12 protein-coding genes are annotated in these 17,533 nt (G+C 47.9%); 5 read left to right on the top strand and 7 right to left on the bottom strand.

Going from position 1 to position 17,533, the window contains the following annotated elements:
- Nucleotides 1-95 precede the first annotated feature (95 nt).
- A complete protein-coding gene (locus tag A1OO_RS05925) occupies nucleotides 96-455 on the bottom strand; it encodes an antibiotic biosynthesis monooxygenase family protein (RefSeq protein WP_016960855.1) in 360 nt (119 codons plus the stop codon).
- A 134-nt stretch (nucleotides 456-589) separates the two neighbouring features.
- On the opposite strand from A1OO_RS05925, the gene A1OO_RS05920 reads away from it, so the two are divergent.
- Nucleotides 590-1,498 (top strand): LysR family transcriptional regulator, encoded by a 909-nt coding sequence (locus A1OO_RS05920; RefSeq protein ID WP_016960854.1) that lies wholly within the window; start codon nucleotides 590-592, stop codon nucleotides 1,496-1,498.
- Nucleotides 1,499-1,553: 55 nt separating this feature from the next.
- On the opposite strand, the gene A1OO_RS05915 is transcribed toward A1OO_RS05920, so the two are convergent.
- The gene (locus tag A1OO_RS05915; protein WP_026024062.1) at nucleotides 1,554-2,273 is read right to left on the bottom strand and encodes a GntR family transcriptional regulator; all 720 of its coding nucleotides are present in this window, start codon (nucleotides 2,271-2,273) and stop codon (nucleotides 1,554-1,556) included.
- A gap of 251 nt (nucleotides 2,274-2,524) precedes the next feature.
- On the opposite strand from A1OO_RS05915, the gene mngA reads away from it, so the two are divergent.
- The 3 genes from mngA (at nucleotide 2,525) to kch (ending at nucleotide 8,771) form a co-directional block, all read left to right on the top strand.
- Nucleotides 2,525-4,459 carry a PTS 2-O-a-mannosyl-D-glycerate transporter subunit IIABC gene (gene mngA / locus A1OO_RS05910; protein WP_016960852.1) on the top strand — a complete coding sequence of 645 codons (1,935 nt, stop codon included), beginning with the start codon at nucleotides 2,525-2,527 and terminating at the stop codon, nucleotides 4,457-4,459.
- A 250-nt stretch (nucleotides 4,460-4,709) separates the two neighbouring features.
- A complete protein-coding gene (gene mngB / locus A1OO_RS05905; protein ID WP_017004912.1) occupies nucleotides 4,710-7,316 on the top strand; it encodes a mannosylglycerate hydrolase in 2,607 nt (868 codons plus the stop codon).
- Between the two features lie 174 nt (nucleotides 7,317-7,490).
- Nucleotides 7,491-8,771, top strand: coding sequence for a voltage-gated potassium channel protein (gene kch / locus A1OO_RS05900; RefSeq protein ID WP_016958806.1), 1,281 nt, complete (start codon nucleotides 7,491-7,493; stop codon nucleotides 8,769-8,771).
- Nucleotides 8,772-8,800: 29 nt separating this feature from the next.
- Here kch and A1OO_RS05895 read toward each other — a convergent pair whose 3' ends face one another.
- From A1OO_RS05895 to A1OO_RS05875, 5 genes are all read right to left on the bottom strand, one after another.
- Nucleotides 8,801-9,688 carry a DMT family transporter gene (locus tag A1OO_RS05895; protein ID WP_016958807.1) on the bottom strand — a complete coding sequence of 296 codons (888 nt, stop codon included), beginning with the start codon at nucleotides 9,686-9,688 and terminating at the stop codon, nucleotides 8,801-8,803.
- Complete coding sequence (locus A1OO_RS05890; protein WP_017004911.1) at nucleotides 9,685-11,004, bottom strand: APC family permease; 1,320 nt, start codon at nucleotides 11,002-11,004, stop codon at nucleotides 9,685-9,687. The genes A1OO_RS05895 and A1OO_RS05890 overlap by 4 nt, the downstream gene beginning before the upstream one ends.
- Before the next feature lie 104 nt (nucleotides 11,005-11,108).
- Nucleotides 11,109-11,843 (bottom strand): two-component system response regulator BtsR, encoded by a 735-nt coding sequence (gene btsR / locus A1OO_RS05885; protein ID WP_017004910.1) that lies wholly within the window; start codon nucleotides 11,841-11,843, stop codon nucleotides 11,109-11,111.
- A 5-nt stretch (nucleotides 11,844-11,848) separates the two neighbouring features.
- A complete protein-coding gene (locus A1OO_RS05880; protein ID WP_017004909.1) occupies nucleotides 11,849-13,534 on the bottom strand; it encodes a sensor histidine kinase in 1,686 nt (561 codons plus the stop codon).
- Nucleotides 13,535-13,652: 118 nt separating this feature from the next.
- Nucleotides 13,653-15,137 (bottom strand): carbon starvation CstA family protein, encoded by a 1,485-nt coding sequence (locus A1OO_RS05875; RefSeq protein WP_016958811.1) that lies wholly within the window; start codon nucleotides 15,135-15,137, stop codon nucleotides 13,653-13,655.
- A 305-nt stretch (nucleotides 15,138-15,442) separates the two neighbouring features.
- Between A1OO_RS05875 and A1OO_RS05870 the strand changes: the two genes are divergently transcribed.
- A partial coding sequence (locus A1OO_RS05870; RefSeq protein ID WP_050998981.1) for a cadherin repeat domain-containing protein occupies nucleotides 15,443-17,533 on the top strand: 2,091 nt, incomplete at its 3' end.

Here is a 17,533-nt window from a genome sequence, read left to right as displayed (position 1 = left end):
GCCAAATTAGATTAAGCCCGCTCAGTGAGCGGGCTTTTTCGTATCTTAAACTCAGGTAAGTCGAAGTAGTCACATTCCATCATGCAGGTAACAGGCTACTTCACGTAGTGCTGCATACTCATGGTTGAAGTGTCAATTGCTTCCATGAAACCAGCAGCAGCTGGTGCACTCATGAAACTGTTCATGGATGCTTGTGCATCTTCTTCCGACTCCCAATGCACCACGACCAACCAATCGCCATTTTTTCCTTTTGCAGATTCGCGAGAAATAAAGCCCGGTTGCTTAGTCACGTGCTGCATTTCTACAGCTTTGTCGAGAGGAGCAAATATTTCGTAACTCACGTTGTCTTTCAGTTGGAACGTCGCGATTTCAATGACCGTTGCTGATGCAAAAGTGGGTGCCAATACCATGGTTGAAAACGCAAGCGCACGAATAAAGTTGTTTATCTGTACCATTATATTTTCCTTGTCATTTTTTGTTGTTCTGTTTTGGCAGTCTTCACCTGCCTGCTAATTGATAAATCTATTAAAAAACAATACGAAGATAAATAGGCTATATATTGATCAATTATCAACAGGATGTGGATAGTATGGATAAGCTAGAAACGATGAAAGCCTTTTTAGCGGTTGTGGAGGAAGGGTCGTTTGCCAAAGCTGCAAAAAAGCTCAACGTCTCTCCGCAGTTGGTGAGTAAATATATCTCCGCCCTTGAAGATAAATTGCATTCGCGATTACTTCAAAGAACGACTCGAAAAGTCAGCTTGACCGAAGCTGGAACCAAGTATTTTCTTCGATGCCAGCAGGTGATCCTTGATATTGATGAGATGGAGGGCGAGCTTGCTAACCTTCATCAGCATGTCTCAGGGACGTTGACGATCAGCGCACCGGCTTCTTTTGGAGTGAAGCATTTACCGAAGTTGCTCGTGGATTTTCAAAAAGCGTTTCCTGATGTGAAGATCAATCTCAAGCTTACAGATGTCAAGATTGATCTGGTCGAAGAGGGGATAGATATTGCCCTTAGAGCAGGCAAACTAAAAAGCTCATCATTGATCGCCAAGAAAATCGCGCCCATCAAAATGGTGATCTTTGCCTCTCCTGAGTATCTCGAAATAAATGGGACGCCAAAAACGCCTCAGGAACTGCATGATCACACTTACTTGAGTTACAGCTATTCAGCAGAATCAATGCTGTTCTCGCAGTTCGGTGAGGGCGTGAAAGAACTCAAACTCAACGAGAAATTGACCGTTAATAATGGAGATGCGTTGGTGAATGCGGCTATTCACGGCGGAGGGATCGCCATTCAGCCCATATTTATCGCAGGAGAGGCGCTGGCCAATGGACAGTTACTTCCCATTCTTCAAGGCTTCGAGCCTGAACCTTTGGGCTTATACCTTGTTTATGCCAATCGGCAGTTTCTTCCAAGAAAAGTGCGCGTGTTTATCGACTTTTCGAGTGATTACTACGGAGACACGCCCTATTGGGATGCTTCTTATCAATAGGGAGTATTTGCATGGTGTAACTGATGAAGCTCTGTGTGGGTTAACTGGAAAGCCGTTAAGCGCGGTTTCGTTGTGCCACTAAGGTGAACTTGTAATCACTCGATTTGAAGTAGTTACGGCTGTATTCAAATACCGTTCCGTCGATCAGGTAGCCACGGGTTCGTTTTTCAATGATAGGTTGAGCCGAGTCTATCCCAAGTAAGTCTGCTATTTTCTTTGGGGGTAAAACAGGGATAATTTCTTGTTCGCTTCGGTCAATCACCATCTTTTTCTGCTGCTCAATGAACTGATACTTAGAACCTTGCATCACCTGATAAGTGAGATCGGGGAACATGGCAGTGGGTAGCCAAGTTTCTTCTACGGTGATTGGATTGTTATCTAAATAGCGAACACGTTGAACGTAAAATACCTGTGAACCCTCAGGGATATCGAGGTTTTCTGCCATCGCTAAAGAGGCATTGCATACTTCAAATGCCAACACATCGCTGTGGGTAACACCGCCTAGGTGCGCCCATTTTTCAGCAAAGCTACTCTGCTGGTAAATGTCATAGTTAACCTTGTTCCCTTTAACATAGGTACCGCTGCCTCTGACACTTTCAAGCTCGCCGTTTTCGACCAGCAGTTTTAAGGCTTGTCTAACGGTCACTCTGCTCACTGAAAAGGCTTCACGTAACTGGGCTTCTGTAGGCAGTGCCTCTCCGATCTTATAGTCACCAAGGCGTATCTTTTCGCGGATAGCGTCCGCGATTTTGCGATACATAGGAAGTCTTGCCATTTGTTGCCTCTCTATCCACCAAACGCAGTGAAAGTTAAGTCGTCAGTAGGGTATCGTGAACCTACAACAATAATACGAACTTCGCGTTTGAAGACAAGTGATTGTTTGCATTAAGTATTGAAAATAATAATACAACTATAATACATATATTATCCGAAGTGAGATGTTTATCGTGTTTTTATGTATTGATAATGTATTATTATTCTGTTCGTTAAAACACCAATGACGAACGTGACAATGGAATGAAAATTATGAAATTGACATCTCTTACCAATGCGTCACTCATTAACTTACAAACGACCTATAAAAGTCGTGATGACGCGATCCGAGCCCTTGCAGATCAGCTTGAGCAGCAAGGGAAGCTGCACAACAAAGACGAATACCTGAAAGCCGTTTTTCTCCGTGAAGAAGAAGGCCCCACTGCGCTAGGTGAAGGGTTGGCTGTGCCTCACGGCAAAACGGATGCAGTGAAGGAAGCCGCGTTTGCGGTGGCAACCCTGAAAGATGATCTTAAGTGGCAAGGGCTGGATGGCGATGAAGACGTCAACCTGATTTTCTTGTTGGCAATACCTAACGCCGAAGCGGGCTCAACACACATGCAAGTGTTGACGCAACTGACCACCGCGCTGGTTGATGATGATGTCCGTGAAGCTGTTTTAAAGGCGACAACAGTAGAGCAACTTTTTGCCTTGCTTGACGCTGACGAACAGCAAGAAGAAAAAGAAGACATTTTAGATACAACTTTACCCACTATTGTCTGTGTCACTGCTTGTCCTGCGGGTATCGCCCATACCTATATGGCTGCGGAATACCTCGAAAAAGCGGGTAAGAAGCTGGGCATCAACGTGCATGTTGAAAAGCAGGGCGCAAATGGCATTGAAGATCGTTTAACTGCCGATCAGCTCAACAATGCGGTTGCTTGTGTGTTTGCCGCTGAAGTCGCGATCAAAGATCTAGAGCGTTTTAAAGGCATCCCCCGTATTGAAACCCCCGTTGCCGAGCCGATTAAGTACGCTGAACGCATTCTTAACGAAGCAATTGAAGCCAGTAAGAACAGCAAGGGTGGCGAGCGAGAATTGATCACCGAAGACAAACCTAAAAAAGTACCGCTAAAAACGGAGCTAAAGCAGGCGTTATTGTCAGGTATTTCATTCTCTGTGCCATTAATCGTGGCAGGGGGAACCGTATTAGCCATCGCGGTATTGGTGGCTCAGATCTTCGATTTACAAGATCTCTATGGCACTGAAGGTTCATGGCTTTGGATGTATCGCAAACTGGGTGGTGGACTGCTAGGCACACTGATGGTGCCTGTGTTAGCGGCTTACACCGCATATTCACTGGCAGACAAGCCAGCGCTTGGTCCTGGTTTCGCAGCAGGCTTAGCGGCAAACCTGATTGGGTCAGGGTTTCTCGGTGGCGTTGTGGGTGGCCTCATTGCCGGTTACTTCATGCGTTGGGTGAAAAACAACATTCGTCTTTCTCCTACGTTCAATGGTTTTTTGACCTTCTACCTGTATCCAGTGCTTGGCACCTTGGTTGTCGGTTCGTTGATGCTGTTTGTCATTGGTAAGCCTGTTGCTTGGCTAAACCAAGGTCTGACGGATTGGCTTAACGGTTTGTCTGGCACCAATGCCTTGTTGTTGGGTGCGGTGATTGGTCTGTTCGTGTCATTTGACTTGGGTGGGCCTGTAAACAAAGCGGCTTATGCATTCTGTCTAGGCGCAATGGCAAACGGGGTTTATGGCCCTTACGCAATCTTCGGCTCCGTGAAAATGGTCTCGGCCTTTACTGTCACCGCTTCGACGATGATCGCGCCGCGCTTGTTCAAAGAGTTTGAGATTGAAGTCGGTAAATCGACGTGGCTTTTGGGCTTAGCAGGCATCACTGAAGGGGCAATCCCCATGGCAATTGAAGACCCTATCCGCGTGATTGGCTCCTTCTTGTTGGGCTCGGTTGTCACTGGTGCCATGGTAGGCGCGGCGGGTATCGGACTCTCTACGCCGGGTGCAGGTATATTCTCAATCTTCTTGCTACATGAAACCGGTATTGGCGCTTACATGGCGGCTGCGATTTGGTTTGGCGCTGCCATCATCGGTGCGGCCATTTCAACCGCGACGTTAATTGCATGGCGAGCCCATGCAATTAAGAAAGGTAAATACGTGTTGACCGAAACGGTAGCGAGCTAACACAACAGACGACAAAAATCGTTGCTTGAACAAGAACGAAACAGAAAAAGGTGGATACCTTGTTGGGTGTCCACCCACTAAAAATACGAAGAAAAACAAAAAATAAACAGACAGATAAGAAAACCAGATTTAAGGCTTTGCGCGCACCGATTTGCCGCGAACAACACTATTCCAAGTTAACTAAAGGCCATTGGCCAAAGACGGTAATAAGACGATGACTACGACATCCCGCGTTCACATAACACCTCACATGCACTGGGATCGTGAATGGTATTTCACGACTGAAGAATCTCGCATTCTGCTTGTTAACAACATGGAAGAAATCATGACGCGTCTGGAGAACGATCCAGACTACAAATACTATGTCCTTGATGGCCAGACCGCCGTTATTGAAGACTACTTTGCGATAAAACCCGAAAACAAAGAACGTATAAAAGCCCTAGTTGAAGTGGGTAAGCTGATTATTGGCCCTTGGTATTCGCAAACCGATACCATGCAAGTGTCGGGTGAATCCATCGTTCGTAACATGCTTTATGGCATGCGTGATTGCCTTGCATTAGGTCAACCCATGAAAATTGGCTACTTACCAGATTCGTTCTCTATGAGCTCGCAGCTGCCGATGATTTACAACGGTTTTGGGATTGACCGTGCCATGTTCTGGCGCGGATGCTCTGAGCGTCACGGCACTAACAAAACAGAATTCCTATGGCAATCAAACGACGGCAGTGAAGTGACGGCTCAGGTGTTACCGCTCGGATATGCCATTGGTAAATACCTGCCAAGCGACGAAGAAGGTCTGCGAGCGCGTTTAGACAAATACTTCCCTGTGTTAGAAAAGCCGTCAGTCACTAAAGACATTCTGTTGCCAAATGGTCACGACCAAATGCCGATTCAAAACGATATCTTTGAGGTGATGGATAAGCTTCGTGAAATCTACCCCGATCGCGAGTTTCTGATGAGTAGCTTTGAAGATGTGTTTGCGCGAATTGAAGATAAACGCAGTGAACTGGATACCATTAAAGGCGAGTTCAACGATGGTAAATACATGCGCGTTCACCGCACGATTTCGTCAACACGTATGGACATCAAACTGATTCACGCAGAAGTGGAAAACAAGATCGTCAATATTCTTGAGCCACTGGCAGCGATTGCTTGGACTCTAGGTTTTGAATACCACCACGGCTTGATTGAGAAAATGTGGAAAGAGAGCATGAAAAACCATGCCCATGACTCGATCGGTTGCTGCTGTTCAGACAAAGTACACGCTGAAATTCTGAACCGATACATTCTTGCTGACGACATGGCAAGCAACCTGATCACTTTCTACAAGCGCAAAATCGTAGACCACATGCCAGCACGCGAAGGCTGTGACAAATTGGCGTTGTTCAACTTGTCTCCGTATGAGCGTAACGAGGTGGTGAACACCACGATAACGATTCGTTCGCAGTCGTTCAGTTTGTTTGATGAGCATGGCAACCCTGTGGAGTATTTCATCCAAGATCAGCGTGAAATTGACCCGGGTAAGATCGATCGCCAAATTGTTCACTACGGCAACTATGACCCGTTTGTTGAGTATGACATTCAGATAAAACACCCTGTGCCAGCCATGGGTTTCACCACCTTGCACGTTCAAGCTGAACAATCAGGTCAATACAAAGCGGTTGAGAAACAGGGCGATGTATTAGAGAACGACTTTTATCGTGTTGCGGTGAACAACAACGGTACGCTCAGCATTTTTGATAAAGAAACGGCAATGACGTATGACCAAGTCCTGCGTATTGAAGATGGTTCAGATGACGGCGATGAGTACGACTATTCACCGTCACGTAATGAATGGTTGTTGTACTCAGATGAATTTGACGCCGAGACCAGGATTAAGCACGAAGGCTTTCAATCTGTCGCATTGATCAATCTACGCATGCAAGTGCCGGAAAACCTTTCACAACGCGAAGAACGCACGGGTCAGGACGGTTACATCAATGTGAGTTGCCAAGTTGTTCTTAAGCAAGGTTCGCGTCGTATTGAAGTGCGTATGGAACTGGATAACCAAGCCGACGATCACCGTGTGCGTGTGTTGATCCCAACGCCGTTTGTTTCTGACACCGTGGTTGCGGATAACCAATTTGGTTTGATTACGCGCCCAACCAACGACCCAGAAATGGCGAATTGGGAAGCAGACGGATGGAAAGAAGCACCAGTACCTGTTTACCAGTTAATGAACGTCGCTGCGTTAGAAAACGACAAAGGCGGCATGGCCGTGATGACCAACGGTCTGCGTGAATTTGAAGTCATTTCAAGCAAAGGTAACGACGAGCGAGATACCTTTGCTTTGACCTTGTTGCGTGGTGTCGGCGTATTAGGAAAAGAAAACCTCGTGCTTCGTCCAGGTCGTCCTTCTGGCATTAAAATTCCAACACCAGACTCGCAAGTGCGCGGTAAGTTAGTGTGCGAATTCAGCTTGTTCGGGTTTGTCGGTAATCATATTGATGCAAATATCATGGCTGAAGCTCGCGATAACGTGACGCGCATTGAGTGCTATAACAAGATCCCTTACAACGCCATGAAGCTGAACGTGGGCGAGCAGAACTTGCCACTGTCATACAGCCTTTTGAGCAAAGCGAAAACAGGTGCGGTATTGAGCGTGCTGAAGAAGGCAGAAGACGACAATGCGCTGATCCTGCGGGTCTACAATCCTGCCGAATCGGAAGGTGTTGAAGATGAAGTGGTGTTCAATCGTCATGTTAGCGCGTGGAATGAAGCCAGCATGGACGAGCACGAACTGCCGACTAAGGTTGAGCTAGGTTCGTTTGGCATATTGAAACCGTGTCAGGCGAAAAGCTTCAAGGTGACATTTTAAGCTTGAACCTCGTCAATAAGTAATGCCAAACATGCCCGCCTCGTTGCGGGCATTTTTTATGGGCGCTTATAAAAGCAAGAGGGACCTAATTCTGGTTTGCCTAATGAATGAAGCACTGGGGCTCTGATGTGACCATCTATACTGCGTGGGTTATCAACGCATTGAGGGAAAAGTTTGAGCATACTTCGGCAGTTTTGGCGTCGCTTGGTCTCAGTGTGGGTCTATATTCGACATATTCTCGTGGCGATGGTGGTTTTTGCTAACGGCGCATTTATCTTCTTGTCGGTTTGGGGGCAGTCTGCTGACGTTCTCAATGTGTTTAATATTAAGACCTTCACTGGTATTAACTGGGTAGATGTCGCCAACGGGCCGTGGTTCTTGTTGGGGATCTTCTTGATGCTCAATGCTATCGGACTGCTCTATCGAGCCCGCATTGCATGGGCGGTAAGTATTATTTTGCTGACGATAGCCTTGGTGTTCACTTGGCACTTTTTTCCTCATCTTAAATTGCATCTTTATTGGTCTGGTGGCGCGCTGTTTTTATTATTGGCGCTCAGCCGTGATTTCCATCGTTCAAGTGCGACAGCAGGCGGGATTGCCGCTCTCATTAGTTTCATTGTTCTACTGTTCTACTCCACGTACGGCGCATTGTATTTTGGCGGCGGTTTTCACCCGCCAATTCACGATTTGATGACGGCATTTTATTTCTCCATGGTCACCATGACCACGGTGGGGTATGGCGACATCATTCCAATGTCAGAAAGTGCTCGGTTGTTTACTGTCTCTGTCATCATCGCCGGTATCACGGTATTTGCTACGTCATTGACCACTGTGTTTGGCCCGCTGATCTGGGGCGGATTGAACAAGCTTGTAAAAGGAACTCCCAAGAAAATGAACAGAAAAAATCACTACATTGTTTGCGGCGTTTCGGTGTTGGCGAGCAGCACAATTTTGCAGTTAAAACAGCGTGGCTTGGATGTCACCGTGTTGACCTCGGAAGACGAAGACAAATTCCCGATGATTGAGCAAAAAATAGGGGTGAAGCTGGATATTCTCTCGGGAGATTGCACCGATAATACTTTGCTGAAAACCGCAGGTATTGGGCAATGTCATGCCATATTGGCGCTGACTGATGATGATGCGACAAACGCATTTATTGTCTTGTCGGTGAAGGAACTAAACCCCGATGTTCGCACCGTCGTCGCGGTGAATGACGCGAAGAACATGAGCAAGGTGAAGCAGGTAAAAGCGGATGTATTGTTATCACCTCAGCTATTTGGCAGTGAAATATTGGCGAGTATTTTGTCTGGTGAAACGATCGATAATGAAATGCTGCTCAACATGTTACTTCGTTCAGGGCAGGGCTTGGTCAAAAATGACGTATCGAGTGACTCTGACGCCGGTGACAAACCCGATAGTCGCAACGCTGGCAGTGAAACCGACAAGAAAGCTTAACGTCCATTTCTTTAACACGTAAAGCCAATCTAAGTGTGTTTTCGCTGACTTATGATCGTATGACCAGCCAGCGTCACAACAATGATCCCCGCACCGAGCGCGACGGCAGGCGCGGGTGTTTCGCCAATAATGAGCCAGACGAGTAATGGACCAAACAGCACTTCGAGCAGCAATATTAAGCTCGCTTCTGCGGCAGGAAGATAGCGTGGCCCGATGTTGATTAACAGAAACGAACAAGGCAGAACCACGCCGCATAGCAGCACAATGTAGAGGTCTTTAATCGGTGGCAGCGAGAAGGGCTTCGCGCCGGCGAGCAAGGCAACCACTGCGGTGAATATCCCTGAGTAAATCAAGAATACGGTGGCATAGCGGGCGTGTGTTTTACGCAGCATGATCAGATACACCGACATTGAAATCGCTGTCACCATTGCCAATGAATCCCCTTCCAACTCAGCGGGGTTGGGCTGATAGCCAAACACTAGCCATATCCCTCCCACTGAAATAAGTATCGCAATCATGGTCGAGCGACTCAGCTTTTCTCCGAGAAAGAAAAACCCCAGTACAGCAGTGATCAAAGGTGCCGTATTTGTGATCACCAGTGTGCTGGTGACTTCCGTATGATCGAGTGAAAATACAAAACAAATGGTGGACGCGGAGAAAAGGACGGCTGTGAGTAAGGTGCTGATTTTGGGATGAAACAAATGCTCCTCCAATACTTGTCGATCCATTTTCCATTGCACCAAGAAAAACACCACCGCAGGTAGCAGGCCTCGCCAGAAAATCAGTGTCCATTCATCACTGTCAATCAGGCGCACTAACAGGCTGTCAAAGCTTAAAATCATGACCCCAAGTAGTGTGAATAAGCGCCCTCTGGCTTCACCTTGAAATCGACTGAAGGTATTGGAAATTAAATTCATTGTTGCTCACTGTTTGCATTGTCAGGTTGTTGGTTGTCGATATCAGGTGTGCGCCAGCCAATCAGGAGGCTGAAGAGCGCTGCGGCACCCAATGTAAGACATTCTAACCAGAGCTTTTCAACAATCATCTCGCCGATAAAGGTGACAAATATCGCCGTCATGAAAACAAACCCCATGGAGATAATTAACGGGTTGGCATGGCAATCTTTTCGTCTGCGCCAACAAACAATAAAAACAGCGATATAGCAGGCCAGAAACGTTGCACTGGCGACGTTGGCAATGGAAGATAAATCGAAGAAATTGGTGAGCACAATGACAATGGCGATCAGGCTGTAAAAGCCTCGGGTCCCGCCAGCAAAAGACTGGATACGAAATATCTGCGGCAAGATCCCGCTACTCCCCATTTGCTTAGAGACATTGAGCATGGAGAAAATGTTCGCGACGATAGAAGAAGCGGTTGCAAACAACGCCGCGAGCGAAACTAAAATGAAGCCCCAATTACCCAAAATCGGCTCCGCAGCTTGTGCCACCGCGGTGTCGGTATATTTCACTAAATCTTCCGGCGCCACATTGCCGAGTACCACCAACGCAAGTACCACATACAGCACCATCACGACGCTAACAGCGATCATGAATGCTCGTGGCATGGTTTTTTCTGGCTTGGTGACATCCGCGGCTGCGGTGGCCATCATGCCAAACCCTGAATAGGCAAAGAACGCGAGCCCAATACTCGAAAACATTAACGAGGCTGGCACATCGTTGTGCACTTCAAGCATGGCAGGCTTCAGGGTAACGGCGCCAACGCCGATAAAGAGAGCGAGGATCGTCAACTTGATCGCCACAAGGAACATTTCAATGCGTCCTACCGCTTTAGAGCCCATAAGATTAACGATGGTGAGGAGGATCATAATTCCAGTGGCGTAGAGGTTAACCCAGTCGCTGTGATCTGGCTGATGAACAACACGTGCAGCATAAGCGCCGAAGGCTTTCGCAACGAGTGCGAGGGTGAGCACAAGTGTGATGAGGTACAAACAGGCTAATGCGCGCTCTATTCTTGGTGAGCCCATTCCTAAGGCGAAAAAATCTGTCACTCCACCACGGGATGGGAATTTAGCACTGAGCCTTGCGTAAGAATATCCGGAGAAAAGCGCTGCGATGCCTGCTAACACAAAGACAATCCACGTGTCTCCACGCACATTAACAGCAATTTGACCGAGCAGTGCGAATACCCCCGCGCCAACCATAGAGCCAATGCCCAACGCGACAACGCCCCATAGACTGATGTGACGGTGGTGCGAAACGGTGGGGTCTGTCATCGAAGCTCCCTACAGCTAGCCAGCAATAAAAATAAAGCGTAACTAGCACGATAGTTCATCGAAAATGCAGGCGTTGCCGCGTATCTGTGACAAAGGGAAGGAATCTATCCGTTCCCCGTTAGTCCTATCGCTTCTTTGAGTATTTTGAGGTAACGGCGGCTTATCGGGATAGTGAAATCGCTGATAGTCACCACTTCCGCCAGTCCGTTTTCCAGCAGCTTAATTTCGCGAATATGCTGAACATTAACCAAATACTGGCGATGACAACGCAGCAGCGGCGTTTTCTCTTCCAGTGTTTTTAACGTCAATTGGGTACTCGCGGTTTGGGTGGACGAACGCACATGTACGCCACTGAGATCGGAATACACGCTCTCCACTTGATGGGTAGGGAGCAGCACGATACGGTTGTGCCCAACGCAAGGAATTTGCGCCAGAGACTCGCTGGCAATCGCGGCGACATTTTGCTGAAGCGTATCCTTTTGTGCATTTCGTACCAGCTTTTGCACGGTTTTGGTTAACCGTTGAGGTTCGACGGGTTTAAGCAAATAATCAAACGCGTTGTCTTCAAATGCTTGAATCGCATATTGATCGTAAGCGGTGACAAAAACCACGTAAGGCATGTTGTCAGGGTCGAGCATAGAAAGCAGATCTAGCCCTGTGACTTGCGGCATTTGAATATCCACGAACACCACATCGGGGCGCAGTTCATTGATTTTTTTCAGCCCAATAATGGCATTTGGCGCTTCCCCAACCACGGTAATATCCCCGGATTCATTGAGAAGATCAGCCAGTTCTTCACGGGCGAATTGTTCGTCGTCAATAACGAGTGCGGCTAACATCCTACTTATGCACCTTTCTTCATTTCAGCGGCCGGGATAATAAACGTCATTCGGGTAAATTGGTTGTGTTCGCTGTCTATTTTTAGCTGTGAATCACGCCCAAATTGGTTTTCTAGCCTTTTCGTGACAATTTCCAATCCCAAACCTTGATGATTGTTGGCGGGAGGCTGATAACAACCCGCATTATCTTCCACGGTGATCGCATGGCCTTGAGGCACTGCTTGGCTGTAGACCATAACATTGCCCCCTTCTAACAGAGTCGAAATACCGTGCTTGATGGCATTTTCAACCAGAGGTTGCAAAGTGAAACTGGGGATCTGAATATCAAGCAGGGCGTCATCAATCGAGATGTCGACATGGAGCCTGTCAGTGAAGCGCGCTTTCTCGATGCTGAGGTAAGCGTTAACGTGCTCCAGCTCTTCACGCAAAGAAACGGTGTTGATGTTCTGCTTAAGGTTGCTTCGGAAAAACTGCGACAGGTTTTGGATCAGCTCTCTTGCTTTGTTGGGGTCACGACGGACAACCGCGCTAATGGTATTGAGCGCATTAAACAAAAAATGCGGATTCACTTGGGCTTGCAGCAGCTTGATTTCAGCTTGCGTTAACAACGACTTTTGCTGCAAGTAACCACTAAACAGAATTTGGCTGGAAAGCAGTTGGGCAATGCCTTCTGCCATCGACATATTGATGGTAGAAAACAGCTTATGTTTGCGCTCATAAAGCTTAATTGTGCCGACCACATCATCGCCTGAGCGCAGCGGAATGATCAGGGCAGAGCCCAGTTTACAGTCAGGCGACAGGGTGCACTGATAAGGATGTTCTGCACCATCCAGATAAATGATGGTGTCCTTGCTCATGGCATCCAGTGTGCTTTGTGATGAGATCTTCGTTTCTGGCAGATGGTGGTCATCACCAATGCCTACAAACGCGAGGATCTTTTCTTTGTCGCTGATAGCCACTGCACCAACTTGTGTTTCTTCGTAAATGATACGAGCAATTTTTGTCGCACTTTCATTGTTAAAGCCGCTGTGCAAAATGCCCACGCAACGTTTTGCGATGGTCAGTGCGCGTCGTGAAAAGGTGGCGGAGTATTTTTCGAAGATGGTTTTGCGGTCTTGAAGAATGCTCATGAACAAGGCTGCACCCACCGAATTGGCAATGATCATCGGTGCGGCAATAGCGGAAACCAGCGTATAGGCTTGATCGAATGGCTTGGCGACAATCAACAGAATCGTCATTTGCACGATTTCGGCAACGAAAGTGATGCCAAACACCACGGCGGGATTAAACAATTGGCTGACGCGGCGACGCTTCACCAAGTACACATGCAATAGGCCACCAATTAAGCCCTCTGCCGTCGTCGAAATAGCACAGGCGAGGTCGGTAAATCCGCCAAGGGTATAACGGTGAATGCCACCGGTCAGACCAACGAAAAAGCCCACCACAGGCCCGCCAAACAAGCCGCCCATTACTGCGCCAATGGCTCGCGTATTGGCTATCGCATCATTGATCTGTAAACCAAAATACGTGCCGAGAATACAAAAGCCAGAAAAAAGGACGTAGCAAATTAGGCGATGGCTTAAACGAGAAGAAATGTTGAGCAAGGGCAGAATGATAGGGGTTTTGCTGAGCATATAAGCCAGCACCAAATACACACACATTTGCTGCAAGAGCGAAAGAACCAGTTCCATGGTGAGCCTTCTTATTTTGGTTTGTCTGTATTGTACTCAGGCTTGGCTTGCAAACAACAAGAGCCTGACAATGCAGGCTCTTGATTTAACGTTATTTCGACAGTTCTGTTTAACCGCTTTACGCTGTTTTGGTGACGACGTCGGTCTCTTCTTCGTCAGCTAAGTCAATGTCACCTTTACCTTTCGATTTCTTAATCACATAGCCCGTCACGAACAAGGTAAACACGATGCCTGCGGTCGTGGAGATGTTCATTGGTAAACCAAAGCCCAGTGCGTTGTTGTTGAGAATGAAAGTCGCACACACGGTGGTCATGAACATGGCTGGCACAGTCGCAATCCAATGCAGTTTGTTATGGCGAAGCAAGTAAGCAGAAGCTGTCCAAAGCATCATTACTGCTGTGGTTTGGTTAGCAAAGCCGAAGTAGCGCCAGATAATCCCAAAATCCACTTGTGTTAGCACGCCACCAAGCACAAACAGAGGCAGCGCCATCAGCAGACGATTACGCAGTGTTTTCTGTTCCATGTTGAAGTATTCAGCCAAAATCAAGCGGCTAGAGCGGAACGCCGTGTCACCAGAAGTGATTGGCAAAATAACCACACCCAAGAAGGCCAGGATACCGCCAAACACGCCCAGCAGACCAAACGATGCACCGTAGACAACATTGCCCGGGCCACCATTTGCTACCGCGTCTTGCAGTGATTCAAGTGAACCGAAGAAAGACAGGGCAATCGCACACCAAATCAGCGCGATGATGCCTTCACCAATCATTGCCCCGTAGAACACAAAGCGGCCGTTCTTTTCGTTTTCCATGCAGCGAGCCATTAGCGGTGACTGGGTAGCATGGAAGCCAGAGATAGCGCCACAGGCGATGGTGATAAATAGCGCAGGCCAAAGCGGCATGTCATTCGGATTTAAATTGGAGAACATGTCTTTGACTTCAAAACCGCCCATCACAGTGTGTTCGTCCGACAGGCCAATGGCCGTCATCAAGCCCACAGACATGAAAATCAGCAGCGCACCAAAGAACGGATAGAAGCGACCGATGATTTTATCAACCGGCACAATCGTCGCAATGATGTAGTAAGCGAAGATGATGACAACCATGGTGGTCATGCTAACGGTCAGGCTAGTTTGGTCGTTGATGAGGTTTGTAATCATCCCCGCAGGCGCTGAAACAAAGACCACACCGACCAAAAGCAAAAGAACAATGGCAAAGATGTTCATAAAATGTTTTGCGCCATTGCCCAAGTAGCGGCCTGTGATGGTAGGAACAGACGCGCCACCATTACGAACAGAAAGCATGCCTGAGAAATAATCGTGTACCGCACCTGCGAAGACACAACCTACCACAATCCACAACATGGCCGCGGGGCCATAAAGCGCACCCATGATAGGGCCGAAGATTGGGCCAACACCTGCAATGTTCAGCAATTGAACAAGGTAAACCTTAGGGGTAGACATAGGAACAAAGTCGACGCCATCGGTTTTTGTGTGCGCTGGGGTTTTACGGTGTTCATTGATACCAAACACTTTTTCAACAAACGCGCCGTAAATGAAGTAGCCACCGATTAACGCGGCGACGCAGGTGAGAAACCAAATCATTGCAATCATCCTTATTGAATTAATTCACGCTGCCAACAATACGGCCACATGTGCAATCGTGCATCGGATGAATGGTTAAGTGGTGTTATGGCGTGCTCAGTGGTCAATAGAAGCAGTGAGTGGTTTTTCTTTTTTGCAGAAACATCGCCGAATCGCTATGTCATCGTTAGATCCCTGCCGGTCAAATTGACAATATTCTCAATAGTGAATCCAGTGTGCTATTTTTAATGTTGTCAGTATATATTTTAAGCGCAATTGCGCCTGCTAATTAGCGATACGCTGAGTTGTAGTTAGGAGATGAAAGTATGTTTGCAGTTTCCCCCGAAGGTGAACTTCGTGTTGTGAGTGGACGCGATTTTGGAAACGTCGGAGATGTGGTGGTTGCTTTTCATGATGGCAACATGCTTGCTTCGAACATGAGCAGCAATGATATACAGTCGGGCAGTCTAGCAACCGTATTTGTCCTTGAAGAGTCTGGCCCATCCCCCATTTTAACTTCCCCTGCTGAAGAAGCCTTTGATGCGATAGGTTCAACATTTGGTTTTAAAAATGTCGATGAGATGATGGCTAAAACGTCTCCGAGTTCAGGCGAAAATAGTGAACAAATTTCGCCAGACGGGTCGACACGATTTCCTCTTTCCATCATCGAGGGCTGTTTAGAGCGGGGCATGTGGGCATCAGAAATGGCCGGCTTTGACACTTCAGGTAGCGGCGGGCTTTCAGCTGCGCAACTTGCCTTGTTAGAAGGAATGGCCCCGCTGTCCGAAGTGATGGATGAGGACAGCGGCGAAAATACAGTGAGTGAAAACGCCCAAATTGGAGATGAAGTTGGCATTACAGTGGCCAAGGAGTTTGCCGATGGGCACGGCGATGTCATTTTTACGCTGGTGGATGATGCAGGTGGATTGTTTGCGATTGATCCTGACACTGGCGTTGTCACCGTTGCGGGAAATTTGGATTACGAAACTGCCACTGGCTACACCATAGAAGTGGCAGCCACTTCAGAAGATAACCAAGTCACCACCAAAACCTTCACGATTAATATCACCGACAGTTCACCGGAAGAAGGGGACACGGATAATGCCCTCTCTTCCATCAGTGCAGCCGATGGTGGTCAAGGCAGCATTTTCGAGAGCGCAACCAACGGCGACTCCACCGGTTTGTTTGTATCAGCAACCGATGAAGATGGCGATATCGTTACTTACACGCTGACTGATAACGCAAATGGCGCATTTGCCATTGATGGTGAAACCGGTGAGGTTACGGTTGTTGATAGCTCACTGCTTGATTACGAAACCGCGCAATCACAAACCATCGAAGTGACGGCCACATCGACAGATGGCAGCACATCAACGCAGACATTCACCATTGCCCTCACTGATGACAACACGGAATTTAGTATTTCTTCCGTGTCAGACTCGGATACGGCAGCGAACATTCTTTCTGAAAGTTCAGTGATTGGCACATCGGTTGGGATAACGTTCTCAGCAACCGATGGCGATGGTTCAGATACCATTAGCTATGCATTGTCTGACGATGCTGGAGGCTTGTTTACTGTTGATCCGGAGACAGGTGAAGTGACGGTCGCTGGTGCGTTGGATTATGAAACCGCGACGAATCATAACATTACGGTAATCGCGACGTCCACGGATGGCACGACTTCAAGCCAAACCTTTAATATTGCGCTTACGGATGATACGTCGGAGTTTTCTGCAACCGCGATTACCGAGACAGACGCAGCCGCAGATACTGTCTCTGAAAGTGCAGCAATCGGTGACAGCGTGGGGGTGACCTTCAATTCGGTCGATGGTGATGGCTCAGATAGCATCACGTTTACCCTAACTGATAATGCAGGGGGGCTGTTCACCATCGATCCCGACTCGGGCAAAGTGACGGTGGCAGGCGCGTTGGATTACGAAACAGCAACGAGCCATAACATCACGGTGCAAGCCACGTCGACTGATGGCAGTAGCACGACCCATACCATGACCATCAATTTGATCGATAACAAAGGTGAGTTTGCAGTCACGGGGATCACCGATACTGACGCCACCAACAGTGTGGTGTCAGAAAGTGTCACTGTTGGCACCACCGTGGGGCTGGACTTAGACGCCACCGACAGTGATGGCAGTGACACGGTGAGTTATTCCTTGAGTAATACCGCAGGCGGCTTGTTCACGATTGATCCCAGCAGCGGCATTGTGACTGTAGCGGCGGCACTGGATTATGAAACCGCCACGAGTCATACCATTACCGTGGTGGCGACGTCGACAGACGGCTCTACCTCAAACCAGAGCTACATCATCAGTTTGACCGACGACAAGTCGGAGTTCACTGCAACCGCGATTACCGAGACAGACGCAGCGGCAGATACTGTTTCGGAAAGTGCAGCGATA

The sequence above is a fragment of the Enterovibrio norvegicus FF-33 genome (assembly GCF_000286835.2).
Lineage (GTDB): Bacteria > Pseudomonadota > Gammaproteobacteria > Enterobacterales > Vibrionaceae > Enterovibrio > Enterovibrio norvegicus_A.
Note: the sequence above shows the minus strand (reverse complement) of the source record. Positions and strands in the feature narration are given on the sequence as shown.

What these genes read in the sequence shown, in the direction of transcription:
- A1OO_RS05890 (WP_017004911.1), bottom strand. Translation starts at nt 11,004, where the DNA reads ATGACAGACCCCACCGTTTCGCACCACCGTCACATCAGTCTATGGGGC.
- A1OO_RS05880 (WP_017004909.1), bottom strand. Translation starts at nt 13,534, where the DNA reads ATGGAACTGGTTCTTTCGCTCTTGCAGCAAATGTGTGTGTATTTGGTG.
- A1OO_RS05895 (WP_016958807.1), bottom strand. Translation starts at nt 9,688, where the DNA reads ATGAATTTAATTTCCAATACCTTCAGTCGATTTCAAGGTGAAGCCAGA.
- mngA (WP_016960852.1), top strand. Translation starts at nt 2,525, where the DNA reads ATGAAATTGACATCTCTTACCAATGCGTCACTCATTAACTTACAAACG.
- A1OO_RS05875 (WP_016958811.1), bottom strand. Translation starts at nt 15,137, where the DNA reads ATGATTTGGTTTCTCACCTGCGTCGCCGCGTTAATCGGTGGCTACTTC.
- A1OO_RS05915 (WP_026024062.1), bottom strand. Translation starts at nt 2,273, where the DNA reads ATGGCAAGACTTCCTATGTATCGCAAAATCGCGGACGCTATCCGCGAA.
- A1OO_RS05925 (WP_016960855.1), bottom strand. Translation starts at nt 455, where the DNA reads ATGGTACAGATAAACAACTTTATTCGTGCGCTTGCGTTTTCAACCATG.
- A1OO_RS05920 (WP_016960854.1), top strand. Translation starts at nt 590, where the DNA reads ATGGATAAGCTAGAAACGATGAAAGCCTTTTTAGCGGTTGTGGAGGAA.
- mngB (WP_017004912.1), top strand. Translation starts at nt 4,710, where the DNA reads ATGCACTGGGATCGTGAATGGTATTTCACGACTGAAGAATCTCGCATT.
- btsR (WP_017004910.1), bottom strand. Translation starts at nt 11,843, where the DNA reads ATGTTAGCCGCACTCGTTATTGACGACGAACAATTCGCCCGTGAAGAA.